This is a genomic window from Raoultibacter massiliensis (assembly GCF_900199545.1).
In the GTDB taxonomy this organism is placed as follows: domain Bacteria; phylum Actinomycetota; class Coriobacteriia; order Coriobacteriales; family Eggerthellaceae; genus Raoultibacter; species Raoultibacter massiliensis.
The window spans coordinates 63,886-79,799 of record NZ_LT962670.1 but is presented as its reverse complement, the minus strand read 5'-3'; the positions used below and the strand labels follow the sequence as shown (position 1 = coordinate 79,799).

The 15,914-nt window shown below is 51.3% G+C and carries 15 protein-coding genes; 12 read left to right on the top strand and 3 right to left on the bottom strand.

The window, feature by feature from the left end; all coding sequences use genetic code 11:
• Positions 1-113: 113 nt before the first annotated feature.
• From dnaA to rsmG, 7 genes are all read left to right on the top strand, one after another.
• Positions 114-1,694: a chromosomal replication initiator protein DnaA gene (dnaA, locus tag C1719_RS00425; RefSeq protein WP_102373920.1), complete on the top strand. Its 1,581-nt coding sequence runs from the start codon at positions 114-116 to the stop codon at positions 1,692-1,694.
• Between the two features lie 518 nt (positions 1,695-2,212).
• On the top strand, positions 2,213-2,347 hold the full coding sequence (rpmH, locus tag C1719_RS00420) for a 50S ribosomal protein L34 (protein ID WP_102373305.1): 135 nt from the start codon (positions 2,213-2,215) through the stop codon (positions 2,345-2,347).
• A gap of 12 nt (positions 2,348-2,359) precedes the next feature.
• Entirely contained in the window at positions 2,360-2,701 is a 342-nt protein-coding gene (gene rnpA / locus C1719_RS00415) for a ribonuclease P protein component (protein ID WP_245874219.1), read from the top strand.
• A 9-nt stretch (positions 2,702-2,710) separates the two neighbouring features.
• Positions 2,711-2,953, top strand: a complete 243-nt coding sequence (yidD, locus tag C1719_RS00410; protein WP_180963391.1) for a membrane protein insertion efficiency factor YidD — start codon at positions 2,711-2,713, stop codon at positions 2,951-2,953.
• Positions 2,954-3,002: 49 nt separating this feature from the next.
• The gene (locus C1719_RS00405) at positions 3,003-3,788 is read left to right on the top strand and encodes a YidC/Oxa1 family membrane protein insertase (RefSeq protein ID WP_102373304.1); all 786 of its coding nucleotides are present in this window, start codon (positions 3,003-3,005) and stop codon (positions 3,786-3,788) included.
• Positions 3,789-3,859: 71 nt separating this feature from the next.
• The gene (locus C1719_RS00400) at positions 3,860-4,441 is read left to right on the top strand and encodes a Jag family protein (RefSeq protein WP_102373303.1); all 582 of its coding nucleotides are present in this window, start codon (positions 3,860-3,862) and stop codon (positions 4,439-4,441) included.
• Between the two features lie 115 nt (positions 4,442-4,556).
• Entirely contained in the window at positions 4,557-5,264 is a 708-nt protein-coding gene (rsmG, locus tag C1719_RS00395; protein ID WP_102373302.1) for a 16S rRNA (guanine(527)-N(7))-methyltransferase RsmG, read from the top strand.
• Positions 5,265-5,332: 68 nt separating this feature from the next.
• Here rsmG and C1719_RS00390 read toward each other — a convergent pair whose 3' ends face one another.
• Complete coding sequence (locus tag C1719_RS00390; RefSeq protein WP_102373301.1) at positions 5,333-5,734, bottom strand: endonuclease domain-containing protein; 402 nt, start codon at positions 5,732-5,734, stop codon at positions 5,333-5,335.
• 399 nt (positions 5,735-6,133) lie between these two features.
• On the opposite strand from C1719_RS00390, the gene C1719_RS00385 reads away from it, so the two are divergent.
• Together C1719_RS00385 and C1719_RS00380 are read left to right on the top strand one after the other, a co-directional pair.
• The gene (locus C1719_RS00385; protein ID WP_102373917.1) at positions 6,134-7,015 is read left to right on the top strand and encodes a ParA family protein; all 882 of its coding nucleotides are present in this window, start codon (positions 6,134-6,136) and stop codon (positions 7,013-7,015) included.
• Positions 7,008-8,147: a ParB/RepB/Spo0J family partition protein gene (locus tag C1719_RS00380; RefSeq protein ID WP_245874218.1), complete on the top strand. Its 1,140-nt coding sequence runs from the start codon at positions 7,008-7,010 to the stop codon at positions 8,145-8,147. Before C1719_RS00385 ends, C1719_RS00380 begins: the two co-directional genes overlap by 8 nt.
• A 75-nt stretch (positions 8,148-8,222) precedes the next feature.
• Here C1719_RS00380 and rlmN read toward each other — a convergent pair whose 3' ends face one another.
• Positions 8,223-9,257 (bottom strand): dual-specificity RNA methyltransferase RlmN, encoded by a 1,035-nt coding sequence (gene rlmN / locus C1719_RS00375; protein ID WP_180963390.1) that lies wholly within the window; start codon positions 9,255-9,257, stop codon positions 8,223-8,225.
• Between the two features lie 253 nt (positions 9,258-9,510).
• Here rlmN and C1719_RS00370 point away from each other — a divergent pair, with 253 nt between their 5' ends.
• Positions 9,511-10,452 (top strand): D-alanine--D-alanine ligase family protein, encoded by a 942-nt coding sequence (locus C1719_RS00370; protein WP_102373299.1) that lies wholly within the window; start codon positions 9,511-9,513, stop codon positions 10,450-10,452.
• A 121-nt stretch (positions 10,453-10,573) separates the two neighbouring features.
• Here the strand turns inward: C1719_RS00370 and C1719_RS00365 are convergent, their stop codons facing one another.
• On the bottom strand, positions 10,574-11,218 hold the full coding sequence (locus tag C1719_RS00365; protein ID WP_102373298.1) for a hypothetical protein: 645 nt from the start codon (positions 11,216-11,218) through the stop codon (positions 10,574-10,576).
• 110 nt (positions 11,219-11,328) lie between these two features.
• Between C1719_RS00365 and C1719_RS00360 the strand changes: the two genes are divergently transcribed.
• Entirely contained in the window at positions 11,329-14,526 is a 3,198-nt protein-coding gene (locus C1719_RS00360) for a helicase C-terminal domain-containing protein (RefSeq protein WP_102373297.1), read from the top strand.
• Between the two features lie 87 nt (positions 14,527-14,613).
• Complete coding sequence (locus C1719_RS00355) at positions 14,614-15,894, top strand: hypothetical protein (RefSeq protein ID WP_102373296.1); 1,281 nt, start codon at positions 14,614-14,616, stop codon at positions 15,892-15,894.
• The last annotated feature ends 20 nt before the right edge of the window (positions 15,895-15,914 follow it).

The following is a 15,914-nucleotide window of genomic DNA, read 5'->3' as shown; positions in this document are numbered from 1 at the left end:
TCTATTTTCGTTCGCCGATGTGGTTTCCTGTACTTCGCTGTTTGTTTGCATCCTGATTTGCAAACAAACAGGATCGCTCGATCGGCTTCGGAACAACGATTAGGATGTATGGCATGGACAGCGAAATGCTCGAAAAAGCATGGGGAGATGTATGTAGCCAGGTAAAAAGTTACAACAACATCGACCCTACTCAAATCAACGCGTTTTTCTCACGGCTGCATCCCCAGGCGATGAGCGAGGGGTTCCTCATGCTCACGGCCGACAACGATTTCATCAAGACGTGGATTGAAAAACACTACGTCGAAGTTATCAAACAAGCGCTCGGCGATCTTTACCATATTCCTTATATGGTCGTCATCGAGGTCGATGTAACGGCGGCGCAGGCAAACGTCCAGCCCGCTCCTGTGCAATCCTCGCCTGTCCAACCCCAAACGCAGATGCCGGCCGCTGCAACTCAACCGGTCAGCGCTACCCCCGCCGCGCAGTCCAACCCGTACTCCCCATCTCAACCCTACGCTTCCCCGTCCCATGCAGCCGGTGGAGCCGCATCAGTCGGACTCGGAGGTCCTTCGTCTTCCCCGGCCGGCGCTGAGGAATATGCCGCCCATGGAATCTCATCCGATGTCGATGAGATGGGAAAACCCACGTCAAGTCTTACGTTTGAGAATTTCGTCATCGGAGATTCGAATCGTATGGCGTATTCCATGGCTGTAGCGGTTGCCGAAATGCCAGGGAAAGCGCACCTTAATCCGCTGTTTATTTACGGGAAGAGCGGATTGGGCAAAACCCATCTTCTCAGGGCCATCCAGAATTACATCATCGAAACCATGCCCCACCTTTCAACCATCTACGTGGATTCGGCTGAGCTCTTAAGCGATTACATGGAAGCATCGGCGGCACACGATAAAGAAAAATCCAGCTATAAGAACTTCAAAACGCGCTACGAGGACGCCGACGTGCTGCTGATCGATGACGTCCAGTACTTACAGGGCAAGAAGCAGACGCTCGATATCGTTTTTCAAATATTCAACAAGCTCACAAGCCAAGGTAAGCAGGTTGTCCTCTCGGCAGACAGGGCGCCGAAGAACATCGATATCGACGAGAGGTACAAAAGTCGCTTCAATTCAGGCGGTACGTTCGACATCCAGCCCCCCGAAATCGAAACGAAGCTCGGCATCGTGAAGAGTTTCGTCGAAGAATACAGGATCAACGAGGGAATTCGCGAGTTGAGCATCCCCGAAGACATCCAGCTTTACATCGCCGAAAGCTCCAGTTCCAATATCAGGGAGCTGAAAAGCGCCGTGACCAAAGTTATCTACCAGATGACGTTCTTCAACCAGCCCGATATCAGCCTCGCCGACGTAAGGGATCTGCTTGAGAACCACTTCTCCGGCGGTCCGTCGAAGCGGCTCACAGTCTCGGATATACAGAAGGAAGTCGAGAACTTCTACAAGATCAGTCATGCCGAGCTCATCGGTAAAAAAAGAACGCGCAATATCATCTATGCACGTCAGATAGGCATATATCTTTGCCGCCAACTGCTCGATCTGCCTTTTAACGATATAGGAAAGCAATTCAACCGCGATCACAGCACAGTCATGTACTCAGTAACAAACGTTGAAGAGAAGATGAAGGAAAGCAGGGAGCTGAGAGAAGAACTCGAAGCCCTCAAGCAGCTTATCCGCGAAATCTGACATCCTGGTTCTGTCTACCTCATGAGAATTGCTTGGGTCTTGGGAGTCTCTTTGCCGCGCGTCTCCTTAAAGGCCGAAACAAACGAGGCATTTATGACTCAAACCTGGTTAAAAACCTTGGGATGAATTGGGAATGATAATAAAAGCGATAAAAACTGTTGAGGGAGAGAGCTGATTCTCAACACGAAAAAAGTCTTCTATCCCATAGATTGATCTGCGGAGATATCAGTTATCAACATTTCCACTGCCCTTATTATTACAACTATTCAAACCATTTATATATTTTAAGAATCAAAATAAAACCAACCTTTGGGGAAATCTGATCTTCGAGCTTTGGAACCTACATATTGAGGATAGGACACCTTCAACTACAACATGAAGAAGCGTGGGCTACGCAACGATTCGACGACTATGCCAAGATAAGAATCTATGCAGAATTACCTGCGTAAATACCTTGACTTTAGTGCTCTTCGGTATATACTTTGGAAGTTACTCTTGAACCATGAAGGGATTGTGAAATGAAGCGCACTTATCAGCCTAACACTCGTAAGCGTGCGAAGTGCCACGGTTTCCGTGCACGTATGTCGACAAAAGGTGGTCGTGCCGTATTGTCTGCTCGCCGCGCAAAAGGACGCAAGCGCATTTGCGCGTAAAGATAGGTACTCGTGTTGGAAACAATTAAATCCAGCACCGAAGTTTCGTATGTCTTTACGCACGGGAAGCGTTTGAACACTCCTTTTGTTACATTGATTGTGTTACAGGATGAGAAGCAACACGGCCAAACAGGTCGTGTTGCTTTTGTTGCGGGTAAAAAACTCGGTAACGCAGTTTGGAGGAACAGAGCAAAGCGCCGAATGCGAGCGCTTTGCCGGGATCTCGGGGGACCGTGGGATCGCTACGATGTGATATTTCTCGCTCGCCGACGTACGACTGAAGCTATTTATAGTAAAGTTCTCGATGCGTGTGAAAAGGCGCTTGTCGACATCGGCTTACGAACCTCTCAATAAGGTTGTGAGATGGATAAGATAGTACGTTTTATAAAGAAGATACCGTGCTCAGCCGCGGTTTTCCTCATTACGTTCTATCAAGCTGCAATTTCCCCCTTGTTCCCTTCGTGTTGCCGTTTCGAGCCTACTTGTTCTCAGTACGGAATAATCGCGTTTCGCCGTTACGGTTTCTTCAAAGGATTCAAACTTACCGCCAAGAGGATATTACGCTGTCGTCCGGGAGGCCCCCACGGTTACGATCCAGTACCGTAAACACTTTATGATCTGGGGTTTCTTTGGTATATAGGAAGGAAAGCTGAGTATGTGGGATGCATTTAAAGATTTAATTTTCTGGATTATCGAGTTCTTCTACAATTTGCTTGGCGGCGCTAACGGCGGTGACTGGGGTATGGCCATCATCATCGTTACGGTCATATTCCGTATTCTCATCTCCCCTTTGATGCATAAGCAAACGAAATCGTCGTTCCAGATGCAAAAGGTCCAACCTCTCATGAAAGAGATACAGACCAAATTTGCCGACGATCCGGTAAGGCAGCAAGAGGAAATGCAGAAGCTTTACGCTGAAGCGAAATTCAATCCCCTCGCCGGCTGTTTGCCCATGTTGCTGCAAATGCCTATCTTCATTGCGTTGTTCCAGGTACTTCAGGAGATGGGTACTCGTACCCATGGCTCCACTTATGAATTCTACAATTTGGTGCCCAGCCTCATCACCACTCCCTCGCAGGCGTTTGCGGAAGGAATAGGCGCGTTTATCCCCTACGTAATCCTGATGGTCATTTTCGCGGGGGCAACATTCCTTCCCATGGTTCTTCAGCAACGCAATAACGACGGCGCTCAAAAGAAGCAGATGCTCATCATGAGTGGCGTTATGAGCATATTCATGCTTTGGATCAGCTGGAATTCTCCTGCAGGCGTTCTTCTCTTCTGGGGCACTTCTTCGCTTATCGGCGTCGGGCAGCAGCAGATTTCAATGGCGATTATGCGCCGCCGCGATGCGGAAGCCGAGGAGAGCATCGAGGTCAAGCCGATCGAGGTCGACGTTACCCGTAAGGTGAAAAAACCGCGCCCCACTAAAAAAGGCAAGTAAATTCCGAGAACCGCATCCATGTAAGGATGTTGGCTATATAACCGTGCTTGAATTGACTAAGGAGCATAGATATGGCGGAAGAAACCAACAGCGAACTTGAATTCGAAGAACATGCCGTGGAAACCGAGGAAGAGGTTTCGGAAGACGAGGGAAATTCTTCCGAGGAAAGCGGAGTCCCCGAGTTGAGCGATGAGGAGCTCGATGAGGTGGCTGATACAGCCATTTCCATTCTCCAAGATATCCTGAAGTATTTCAATGTTGGCGAAGTGACGATCGACGAATACGAAGGTGATGAAGGAGAGCTTATCCTTGATATAACCGGCGATGATCTTGCCGTGCTGATCGGACGTCACGGAAAGACCCTGGATTCCCTGCAGTTCCTTGTTTCTGCTGTTACCGTTAGGAAAATGGGATTCAGATACCCCGTTGTTGTTGATGTAGAGGGATACAAGAGTCGTCAACGGCAGAAGTTGGAATCGATTGCCCGTTCGGCGGCGAATCGCGCGGCTGGTCAGAACCGCAGTATAAAACTTCGTCCGATGACACCTTATGAGCGTCGAATCGTCCATATCACTCTGCGCGATGACGATCGGGTTGAAACCGCTTCCGAAGGTGAAGGCAGCGCGCGACATGTTGTGGTGATACCTCAGTAGCTTCAAATCGACATTGAATGGAAAAGGATGTTTCACGTGAAACATCCTTTTCTTTTGCCGTGAAATATGGAACTATTTTTAAAAACGCTGTGAATGGCAGATAGTGGGAGTTTTAATGGAAGAAAAAGATACTTGGGTTGAGGATATAGCCGGTACCTTCGGTCTAGATGTTGAAACCGTGCAATTACTCGAGTCTTACCTGTTGAAAATCATCGAGGTAAATAAAAAAATCAATCTTACTCGAATTGAAACTTTGAAATCGGGCAGGGTTCTCCATTTAGAGGATTCTCTTGCAGGATTTCAGGAATTAAAGGAGGCTCCTGCGGGTTTGTATGCTGACCTTGGAACTGGAGGAGGTTTTCCTGGGGTTCCTTTAGCCCTTGTATCCGGGCGCGATACTCTGCTGGTTGATTCGGTGAAAAAGAAGGTAACTGCGTTAGAAGAGGTGGTCAGGGAATTAGGGGTTCAAGATCGCATAACATGCTATGGGGGTAGAATTGAAGAACTCGCTCTTGAAAAGAAAGGGCGATTCGCCGTGCTTACTGCACGTGCTTTAAGTTCCCTGTCATCGCTTATGGAGCTTGCGAGCCCCTTGCTGGAACAAAAAGGAAGACTGATTTGTTATAAAGCAAATATAGAGGATAGCGAATTAGAACATGCGGTTGCTTTGAAGGAAACGTTAGCTATGCGTCTGGTCAGCGACAGGAGTTTCATGTTGAGTGATGGCGTAACAACGCGAAGGATTGTGGTGTTTGAGAAAGTTGGCTATCCTACTTTGAAATTGCCGCGTAGAACAGGAATGGCTCAGAAGAAACCGCTTTGAAATGTTTCACGTGAAACATTTCAAGTATGATGGCTCGCTGGGCAGGATGTTTCACGTGAAACATCCTGCTATTTTTTATTAGTTAATCGAGCGAGAGGTACTGTAATGATATCGTTTCGCCTCGTTGTTACTTCATTATGTATTGTTTCGCAAACGTCTTCGAAATTGTTCCATATATCGTAGTTGGAAAAGCGTAACTCTTTAATTTCAAGTAATTCCAAATATCGTGTTCTGTACGAGTCCTTTACCATGCCTTCTTTTTCGAAATGCTGCGAACCATCAAGTTCAATGCTGAGCCTTACTTTATTGCAGAAGAAATCAACAATATAGATTCCAATAATCTTTTGTTGCCTAAAGGGGATGGGGTAGGTACAGAGAAACCTATACCAGAGTTTCCTCTCCTCTTTAGTTGCATTCCGCTTAAGTTGATAAGCTAGAGGAACTAAATTATTCTTTCTTGGCAAGCCCATCCGGTCACCTCCGTTATGGCAATCATAACAAGTCGATCTTGCCAGGTATTAGATGGGGATACGTTTTGAAGTCATCTCAATGGGGGCTGACCGAGATGAATTTCTTACAATAATCAACGTTGGGGCACATGTACTTGCGAGATAAATCCAACGTATGTTTCACGTGAAACATACGTTGAGCGATACAACGGAGCATTGTTTCACGTGAAACAATGTTAAACACTCCCATATCTGCACTATGATTGAATAATTGCGCTATACTGATGCAGATTATCCATGAAAGGGGGCACAGTGGGCTTGTTTGATGGTCTGAAACGAGAAAAAAAGATATCAGAGACTATCACGCCGGATGAAACTCAGGATTCTTCCGAAGTTCCTTCCAATAATGAGGTTCAAGAAATTGATATTGAGGACGTTGAAGTGGTGGAGCGTGATGTTTCACGTGAAACAATCGAAGAAGTACCTCCTAAACGCCTTAAGACCTATAAAGAGAAAGATCCTGTGAAACACGTGATCGGTCAAACAAAGGTACTTGCCATCATCAATCAAAAAGGTGGGGTAGGTAAGTCGACAACGGCAATTAATTTATCGGCAGCGCTTGGCGAGATGGGAAAACAGGTTCTTCTTATTGATTTAGACCCCCAGGGAAATTCATCAAGTGGTCTTGGTATAGAGAAAAGTCAGGTAGAGCACTGCGTCTATGATGTTCTTCTGAACCAAACGCCAGTTGAAGATGTAATAATCCCTGATGTTTGCGAAGGCCTCGATGTTATTCCGGCCACTATCAACCTTGCAGGAGCGGAAGTCGAATTGGTTTCAGAGATGGCGCGCGAAAACCGCTTGAAGGACGCCGTCGGCTCACTGAGGGGAAAGTACGATTTTATCTTCGTCGATTGTCCTCCTTCTCTTGGACTCCTTACCGTGAATGCATTGGTAGCAGCGGATAAGCTTCTGATTCCCATACAATGCGAGTTTTATGCACTCGAAGGTGTGACAAAACTACTTGATTCGATGAAACGTGTCAAAAGCCTGCTAAACCCAAGCTTGGATATCTATGGTGTCTTGCTCACTATGTACGATGGAAGAACAACTCTCTCCCGACAAGTAGTCGACGAAGTAAGATCATATTTTGGGAAGACAGTGTTTGATACATTGATTCCCCGTACAGTAAAGCTTTCCGAAGCTCCGAGTTACGGATTGCCTATTACCCAATACGATCCTACTGGCAAAGGCGCACAGTCTTACATCGATCTTGCTAAGGAAGTGATAATCCGTGGCTAAACAAAATAAAAGCGGCCTCGGCCGCGGTTTGAATTCTCTCTTGAGCGGTAGCATGGAAGAAGCTTTACCGGCTGAGACCATAGCACCGGTTCAGCGCACTATGGTGAAAGCAGACGAGGATGTCCCCTCGCCAAAACCGTCGCAAAAGCCGACTCCGGCAAAACAATCCATTTCTGAGAAGAAATCGCAATACAGTGAAGCAATTTCTCAAGAGAACCCTGTCGTCTCAAAAAACGAGAACGAATCTGGTAACGAAAAGCATCAACCTTATATCGAAGAGGAAGACCATATTACGATTAAGGGTGTCGTTGAACGCGAAGTAAAGGAAAAGAAGATCGACGAGGTTGATCTGAATTCCATCGAGCCCAACCCCGATCAGCCGCGAACCTATTTCAAACAAGAGGAAATAGAAGAGCTTGCAACCTCGATTGAGAGGGATGGGTTGCTTCAGCCGATCCTTGTTCGTTCTATCGCGAAAGGGAGATACCAGATCATAGCAGGGGAGCGTCGCTGGCAGGCATGCAAATCTCTTGGCTTGAAGACGGTTCCGATTCGCATCAAAGAAGCAGATGATGATAAAGCACTTGAGCTTGCTCTAATTGAAAATATACAACGCTCGGATCTGAATCCTATCGAGGAAGCGTACGGATACAGGCGTTTGATGGAACGTCAGAACATGACGCAATCGGAAGTGGCTCAAGCGGTATCGAAAGGGCGTTCCACGATAGCCAATTCCCTTAGGCTCCTCGAACTCCCTGAAGATGCCCAGCAGCTTTTATTCGAGGAGAAGATCTCGGCTGGCCATGCGAGAGCCATTCTTTCCATTCCTTCGAAAGAAGGTAGGCAAAAACTGACCGATAAGATGGTTCAGGAGAAGATATCCGTTCGCGAAGCAGAAACTCTTGCACGCTTGTTTTCTGGAAAGCAAGAAAAAGGGGAAGCGACCGTCCGCGTTCCTACGCCGAAGATGTTTAAAACGGTAGCGCGGGCTTTACGCGAATCGTTTAACACGAATGTGCGAGTCAAAACCGTGCAAGGGAAGAACAAGATCGAGATTGAATTCAAAGATGAAGAAGAATTAGAACGTTTGTTCGAAAGCATGACTTCATTTAAAAAGGAGAAGGCGGAATAACATCGCCAGGAATAAATAAAAAAGAGGGCCGCTCGACGACGTTTCGAGCGGCCCTCTTTTTTATTTGCTCGAATGCTATAGAGAGTTTTTAAGTTGGCCGCACGCACCAGCTATGTCCGATCCTCGCGAATTGCGGACGGTTGTTTCGATACCGTGTTGCGATAATGCGCTAACCCAATGTTTCATCGTTGCGGCGGCGCTCGGTTGAAAGGGATTTCCAGCTGTTTTGTTGAGAGGAAGCAAATTTACATGGCAAAGCATCCCTTTGCAGAAGGATAAGAGGGCTTTCAACGCTTCGTCGGTGTCATTTAAATCCTTGATCATCAAGTATTCGAAAGATACGCGGCGGTTCGTCTTTTCCCGGTAATCAAGAAGCGAACGTTTCAGTTGGCGCAGTGGAATATGTGCCAAGGAAGGCATGAGAGCGTCTCTCACCGCTTGTTGAGCCGAGTGAAGGGAAATTGCAAGCGTGAACTGCTCCGGCTCGTCTGAGAGCCTCTGAATGCCCTGAATGATTCCGCACGTCGAAATGGTGATATGACGCGCTCCTATATTGAGGGAATCGGGGGAGTTGGCTATACGCAACGCCTCGATCGTATTCTCGTAATTAAGAAACGGCTCTCCTTGCCCCATGGCGACGACGCTGCTGGTTTTCATATCCATATCGGACTGAGCTAAAACGATTTGGTCGATCATCTCCCCAACGGAGAGGTTTCTGGTGAATCCTTCTTTTCCCGTTGCGCAGAACGAGCATCCGATGGGGCACCCTGCTTGCGTCGACAGGCAAACAGAAAGCCTATCAGGGGATTCTTCGTGCATGCTCGGCATAGCGACGGTTTCAACCCGGGCACCATCGTGAAATTCGATAACGTATTTGCGCGTTCCATCTGATGAAATCTGGCGGTTGATTATCGTACCGGTGAGGAGGGGGTGACCCCTTTCGAGATCGGTCCTCAGCGATGCGGGCAAATTCGTCATTTCACTGTACGATCGGGCGTGATGTCCATAGAGCCATTGGAATAGCTGTCGCGCGCGAAACGACGGTTGCTTGCATTCGGCGATGAGCTCGTCGATTTCGCTGCGTGTGAATGATTTGATGTCGGTTTTCATAAGCGCATTATAAACGCATTCCAGAATGTGTCGTTCCGGAATGCGAAGTAAGGGGGAAGTGGTGTGGCGACCCGGGGTGGGCAATATGTTTTAACCGCTCAGCCAATGGTTCGAAATGGAGTATTTGCTATACTTCATCCGTCTTTGCCTACGCGAGATGTTGGCAGGTGAAGCGACAGCAAATTACAAATGGACGGCATGCCGCGCCCTTTTGACGGCAGGTATGCCGCAGTGCGAACGGAGCAGGGTTTTCATGTCAGATACTTTCACACCTCAAACGTGCAATGTGGCTTTGCTTGCGGGGGGAAGAAGCGGCGAGCGGGAAATATCCCTTGCGTCGGGCATGGGAGCGAAAAAAGCGCTCGAGGAAGCTGGGTTTCCCGTTACGGTCATCGATCCCGCCGATAAAGAGGATCTGAAAACCCTCATCGACGGTGATTTCGACGTCGCCTTTATCTGCCTGCATGGAAAATACGGCGAAGACGGCACGATGCAGGGCATGCTTGAGATAATCGGTCTTCCCTACATCGGCTCGAACGTATGGGGCAGCGCGCTTGCCATGGATAAAGCGAAAGCGAAGGTATTCTACACGCAAGCGGGAATAAGAACCCCGCAATCGGTCACGCTTTGCTCCCCTGATGAGAAGTCGGTTGAAGATATCATCGAGCAAGTTGGACGCCATTGCGTGGTAAAGCCCGCGACGGAAGGCAGCGCGCTCGGCGTATTCATCGTCGAGGGAGAAGAAGCTATCGCCGATGCGCTGGGCAAGGCGTTTGCGATAGATGACGGAGTGCTTGTTGAAACCTATGTCGAGGGAGACGAGTACACCGTTGCGGTTATTGGAAACGATGAAGCCGAAGCACTTCCGGTCATTCAGATCGTTCCGACGAATGAGTTCTACGATTTCGAATCGAAATACGCTCCCGGCGGCTCGCAGCACCTGTGCCCCGCTCCGTTATCCGAAGATGCTACGGCTGCTGTTCAGCGGATGGCCGTCGAAGCCCACAGGGTTTTAGGCTGCCGAGGCGTTTCACGCAGCGACTTCATCATGGATGGCGAAGGTGCGTTCTGGATTCTTGAAACGAATACGATTCCCGGCATGACGGGAACCTCGTTGCTGCCCGATGCGGCGCGTGCCGCGGGAATGGATTTTCCCGCTCTCTGCACGAAGCTCATCGAGCTCGCGCTGGAATAACGCCCCGCGCCATCAATTAACCCTTGATTCACCCTGGATTCGCCCTCGTACTCCCGGGTGCCGCCATGCCGCCGTTTCGCATTCCGGAATGCGTCATTCGGGAATGCGGCGAGAAGGGTGGTTAGATGATGCCGCACGAACGGAGGCCGAACAGCGCCCCGGCGACAACTGCAAGAAGAAACACCCAGCTGATGATGTAGCAGCCTTTATTGCCCTTACGGCCCTGTTCGATCATCTTTTCTGAGACGCTCCGTCTTGTCTTAAGGAGGGCGACGCCTGCCTGTTTCGGGGGGAGGGGGACCGTTTTGGTCGGTTTCCAGGAACCGTTTGTTTCGATGACTTTGTTGAAACCCTGCTCGCCCAGATCGACTTCGGGGCGTATGCCGTCCATCATGCGCGCGGCAATGTTTCCCGTGAAACATTCGAATGCGGCGGCATCTTTCGGGTCGTAGCAAACAAGTGCAGCTTCACCCCAATACCTACCTGGATCAGGTGATTCGCTGTAAGCGATGAAAGAGAGCAGAGCTTGGAGTTTAAACCCCTTAGCCTCGCACAAACTCAATTTGCGTGAAGTTCCCGGTTCGAAGAATCCAACGAGCGCGCCGAAGCGGTTTTTCATCCAAGCGGTCCTCACTCCCTCTTCGGTAATGAATTCTATGTCGAATACATCTCCGACGAGGTTGTCGGCACCCAAAAGCACAGCCGCATCCTTTTTCGACGCAGTGTCGAATCGCGCATACGTTCCGTAATAAGGGATGTCCGGCATAGCAGTTCCTCTTTTCGGTTCTCAGGGAGGCGGGTGGTGGGTTATGCGATTATTCCGCGTCCCGATCTTTCGGTTTGTGCGACATCATGATAGATGATAGGCTTCATTCTATGAAAAAAGATAATGCGCAACAGACAGATACCATACAAAAATACATCGTCGAAGGCACACCCCGCGACATCCGCGATCGGTACGCGCGTTTGGATGAAACCGCGAAGCACGCCGATTACGGAGAGCTCGATCGCGATGTCGTCGTTCTCGATACGGAGACCACGGGATTTTCCGTCAACCACGATGAACTGACGCAGATCGCCGCCGCCCGGATGAAAAACGGGGAAATCATCGAATGGTTCGTGACATTCGTGAATCCGGGAAAGCCTATTCCCGAAGATGTTGCGCGGCTGACGGATATCCATGACGAAGACGTCGCCGATGCCCCGACTCCCGCCCAGGCTCTCGCCGATCTTGTCGAATTCGTTGGAACATCGGACATCGTGGCGCACAACGCCGAGTTCGATCGTAATTTCACAACGAAGAACATGTATGGCACGCCGCTTGCGGAAAACACGTGGATCGACTCGCTCGATCTCGCGCGCATCGCGCTGCCTCGACTCAAATCCCATCGGTTGATCGATCTCGTTCGAGCGTTCGATGCTCCCATATCGACCCATCGAGCTGATGCCGACGTGGAGGCGCTGTGCGCGGTATATCGCATCCTGCTCGCCGCCGTTGACGCGATGCCGCCTGCCCTTGTAAGTGAAATCGCAGGGATGGCAACTGTCGAGGAGTGGCCGACCGTCAAGGTGTTTGCGCACTTTGCAGAAAAAGCCGCCGCTGCTGCTGCGGTCGATTCGACTATGGCAGCCGAGTCCGATATGGAATCGCAGGATGCCGAACAGGTTGAAAAAGGGCAGTTGGCAGACCAAACGGCTTCGGCGGGCGAACCACGTGAAAAGAAGATACCGTTTTCTCTGCGAGCCATGCGACAGAACAGGGTCAAGTCGATCGAACGGAAGGCGAAAAACGACGCCGACATGTTGGCGTCGGATCCCACTCGCCATTTGCAATTTCCCTCCGAAGGCGAGATAGAGGAGGCGTTTTCGCCCGAAGGTATCGTCGGATCTCTGTACGAGGATTTCGAAACGAGGGTCGAGCAGGTTGCAATGGCCGAATCGGTGAGGCAAGCGTTCGCTACATCCACCAATCTTGCCGTGGAGGCGGGAACGGGCGTCGGCAAGTCGATGGCCTATCTGCTTCCCGCCGCTTTGACGGCGAGAAAAAACAACATTGCGATCGGAGTGGCAACGAAAACGAACGCCTTGCTCGATCAGCTGATGTACAAGGAGCTGCCCCTCTTGAACGATGCGTTGAAGCGCGCGGCCGAACAGGGAGAGCAAGAAGCGCCGTCAGGAGAAGTCGGGCTGGAAGAATGCAGCGAGGCATCGGGCGAATCAGAGCAGAACGCGCCCGAACCGACCGAACAGAGCGAACCGACATCGCGCGGCATCGATTACGCCGCCCTTAAGGGGTTTTCCCATTACCCCTGCCTCCGACAGATAAACCGCATCGTCATCGCAGGACCCAAAACGCGCAATGTGGCTGGCAAGGACATCGTGCAGGCGCCCTCGCTTGCGGGACTGCTCTCTTTCATCGAGCAGAGCGAGTACGACGATATCGACGGTTTGAAAATCGACTATCGCGCTCTGCCGCGCTACACCATCACCACATCGAGCACCGATTGCCTTCGGCGGAAATGCCCGTTCTTCGGAACCCTGTGCTTCGTTCACGGAGCTCGCCGCCGCGCCGAGTCGGCCGATATCGTGGTAACCAACCATAGCCTGCTCTTCTGCGATCTCGTAGCCGATGGGGGATTGCTCCCGCCGATTCGCTATTGGATCGTCGACGAGGCCCACGGTGCGGAAGCGGAAGCGCGCAAGGCGTTTTCCCTCGCGCTTTCCGCCGAGGAGATCATGAGGACGGCATCGCGCGTTTCCGCCGATGACGCGTCGCGAAACGTGTTCATCCGAACCGAACGGCGGTTGGGCGATGCGCCCGACGGATCAACGTTGCTGTTCGCTTTGACGTCGAAGGCCCGAAGCGCGGGCAAGGAATTCGAGCAGGCTGCATCTGAGTTCAGCGCGCACATGAAAGACCTCCTGTACTTCGATCCCAGCAGCAAATCGAAGGGGTACGAGTTCGTCGAGCTGTGGATAAACGACCAGATACGAAACAGCGATACGTTCGCCGGCTTATGCTCGTACGGCAAGGTGTTTTCGGACAAGGCCGAAAAACTCGTGAAAGCGTGCCAGGACATCGTCGCCTATCTAGAGGATCTCGACGGCGCCGCCGAATTGCAGCGGGAAATAGCTTCGACGGCGATTGCCCTTAAAGAAATGATAAACGCAGCCGAGACGATACTCGTATCGGCGCCGCCGACGTACGCGTATGCGGCGTCGCTTTCGAAGAAAAACGACCGGGTCGCCGAAAGCCTGCAGGCTCTTCTCCTCGATGTGGGCGACAAGATGAACGAAACGCTGTATGCGAACACCCACTCGGTCGTTTTCGCGTCCGCCACCATGACGGTCGACGGTAAATTTTCGGCATTCGAACAGTCGCTCGGTCTCAACAAGACCGAATTCTCGCAGACTTCGATGTGCGAACTGCCTTCAAGCTACAACTTCGACGAGCAGATGACGGTCTACGTTGTCGAAGACATGCCCGAGCCGAATGCGCCTGGTTACCTCGAGGCGCTGCAGGAGCTTCTCATCGGCGTTCACCGTGCCCAGAACGGCTCGATGCTCACGCTGTTCACCAACCGCAAGGAAATGGAACGGTGCTACGATGTAGTGCAGCCGATTCTCAAATCCGACGATCTCAGGTTGGTCTGCCAGAAGTGGGGGGTGTCGGTGAAGGGGTTGCGCGACGATTTCCTCGTGGACGAGCACCTGTCGCTTTTCGCCCTCAAAAGCTTTTGGGAAGGATTCGACGCGCCCGGCGCAACGCTCAAGGGAGTGGTCATCCCGAAGCTTCCCTTCACCAAGCCAAGCGATCCGCTCTCGTGCGAGCGGGCCGATAGGGATTCCCATGCATGGAGCCATTACGTACTCCCGGCAGCGGTTTTGGAAACCAAACAGGCTGCAGGAAGGCTCATCCGCAAATCTACGGATTCGGGATCGCTTATCCTGGCCGACAAGCGGTTGCTTACCAAAGGGTACGGCAAGGCGTTTCTCAATTCGCTTCCCAGCAAGACCATCAAGGTTTGCACGATGGCAGAAACGATCCGTTGCATCGAAAGGGAAACCGACTGATACGAACGCTCGTTTCACATGGAATAGCACGCCTATTCTGTGTCAGGCATCGTCTGCCGAGAGCGAATACCGTACAATAGGCAAACCATGGGTCGCAAGAACAAGCATACGAAGCTCTCTCACGCCGCGCACATCAAGCGGCACACCGAAGGCACATCGAACGAGCTGTCATTCAGCGTGCTCGATGCCGCGAAAAATGCGGCCGATGCAGGGGAGGGGCTCGACTCGAAGGCGAAGGTGCCGCGTTTCGGCGGCATCCCCTTGTTCACGCTGCCGGGGAAAAAGAAGCTCCACACGACTCTGCAGAAAGAAGACGCGCTGCCCTTGCCGAGCAAGGGACCGGTCGGCATGCCCGCCCAGCTATCGTCTCCCATTCCGGTCGCTCCCGAAGCGAAGACGAAGAAGTACGAACCCCCTGTCGATGAGATTGCCCGAAGGAAGATGCGCCGCCGCGTGCGAAACGGCCTTGCGATCGGCGTAGTCGCGATCGCGCTTGTCGCCCTTGCGGCAACGGGCGCATCGTTTCTCTACAAGGAATACACCGATCACACCGAGCGGGTAACCTATCTCGAGGCGGCGCTTTCCGATCTTATGAAAGCCGACGAGATTACCGTTGAGATGGATTCCGTCATCACCGGCGAGATGAGCGACGAGGATGCGGCAAGGGTGCCGGCTATCGAAGAGAGGCTTCCCGATGCGGCTGCGCTGCTCGATTCGGCGGAAGCTTCGGTTCAGGCAGCGGAATCGGAATCGAATTCTTCCGAGGAAAAAGAGGCGATAGCGACGGCGCGCGCTTCGATAGCGGCACGCCGCGATATGATCTCCCAAGGGCCGATTCTCATGGATACCGCCGCTTCCGCAAAGGAGGCTTCGGATATCGTCGAAGTTGCATGGGCCGAAGTCATTCGGGCTGACAACCTTGCGCGCGACGCCGCAGCGCTCATAGCGGATACGACTATGGAAAACGTCGAGGCGTCGAAGGCGAAGAGCATCGAGGCCAAGGAACTGTTCTCCGACGCGCGCGTCCAATTCGAGAACGCGGCTCAAGAGTATCCCAGCGCAAATCTTTCCGCCCACATCGAATACATCGAGAAGCGCATCGCCGCGATGGACTATGCAATCGCCTCGGACGATGCGATCCTCGCATACGACAAAGACACCGCAGCTTCGCAAAACGATGCGTACAACCAGGTTGACCAGGAGGCCGCCGCGCTTGCCGAAACGTTGTCGGATAGCCCTTCTGACCAGGTGAGGAGCGCATATCTTCGAGATATCGAAGAACCTGGCAAGCTCTATAGCGAAGCACGCTCCGTCGCGGCGACCGCAGATGCATTTATTCGTGATTATTTGGGGTCAAACGGTAAATAGCGTATACTTACCTACGGTAT

Coding starts and splice junctions, on each gene's coding strand:
- C1719_RS00400 (WP_102373303.1), top strand. CDS start 3,860: ATGGCGGAAGAAACCAACAGCGAACTTGAATTCGAAGAACATGCCGTG.
- yidD (WP_180963391.1), top strand. CDS start 2,711: ATGGATAAGATAGTACGTTTTATAAAGAAGATACCGTGCTCAGCCGCG.
- rpmH (WP_102373305.1), top strand. CDS start 2,213: ATGAAGCGCACTTATCAGCCTAACACTCGTAAGCGTGCGAAGTGCCAC.
- C1719_RS00360 (WP_102373297.1), top strand. CDS start 11,329: ATGAAAAAAGATAATGCGCAACAGACAGATACCATACAAAAATACATC.
- C1719_RS00370 (WP_102373299.1), top strand. CDS start 9,511: ATGTCAGATACTTTCACACCTCAAACGTGCAATGTGGCTTTGCTTGCG.
- rsmG (WP_102373302.1), top strand. CDS start 4,557: ATGGAAGAAAAAGATACTTGGGTTGAGGATATAGCCGGTACCTTCGGT.
- C1719_RS00405 (WP_102373304.1), top strand. CDS start 3,003: ATGTGGGATGCATTTAAAGATTTAATTTTCTGGATTATCGAGTTCTTC.
- dnaA (WP_102373920.1), top strand. CDS start 114: ATGGACAGCGAAATGCTCGAAAAAGCATGGGGAGATGTATGTAGCCAG.
- C1719_RS00365 (WP_102373298.1), bottom strand. CDS start 11,218: ATGCCGGACATCCCTTATTACGGAACGTATGCGCGATTCGACACTGCG.
- rlmN (WP_180963390.1), bottom strand. CDS start 9,257: ATGAAAACCGACATCAAATCATTCACACGCAGCGAAATCGACGAGCTC.
- C1719_RS00355 (WP_102373296.1), top strand. CDS start 14,614: ATGGGTCGCAAGAACAAGCATACGAAGCTCTCTCACGCCGCGCACATC.
- C1719_RS00390 (WP_102373301.1), bottom strand. CDS start 5,734: ATGGGCTTGCCAAGAAAGAATAATTTAGTTCCTCTAGCTTATCAACTT.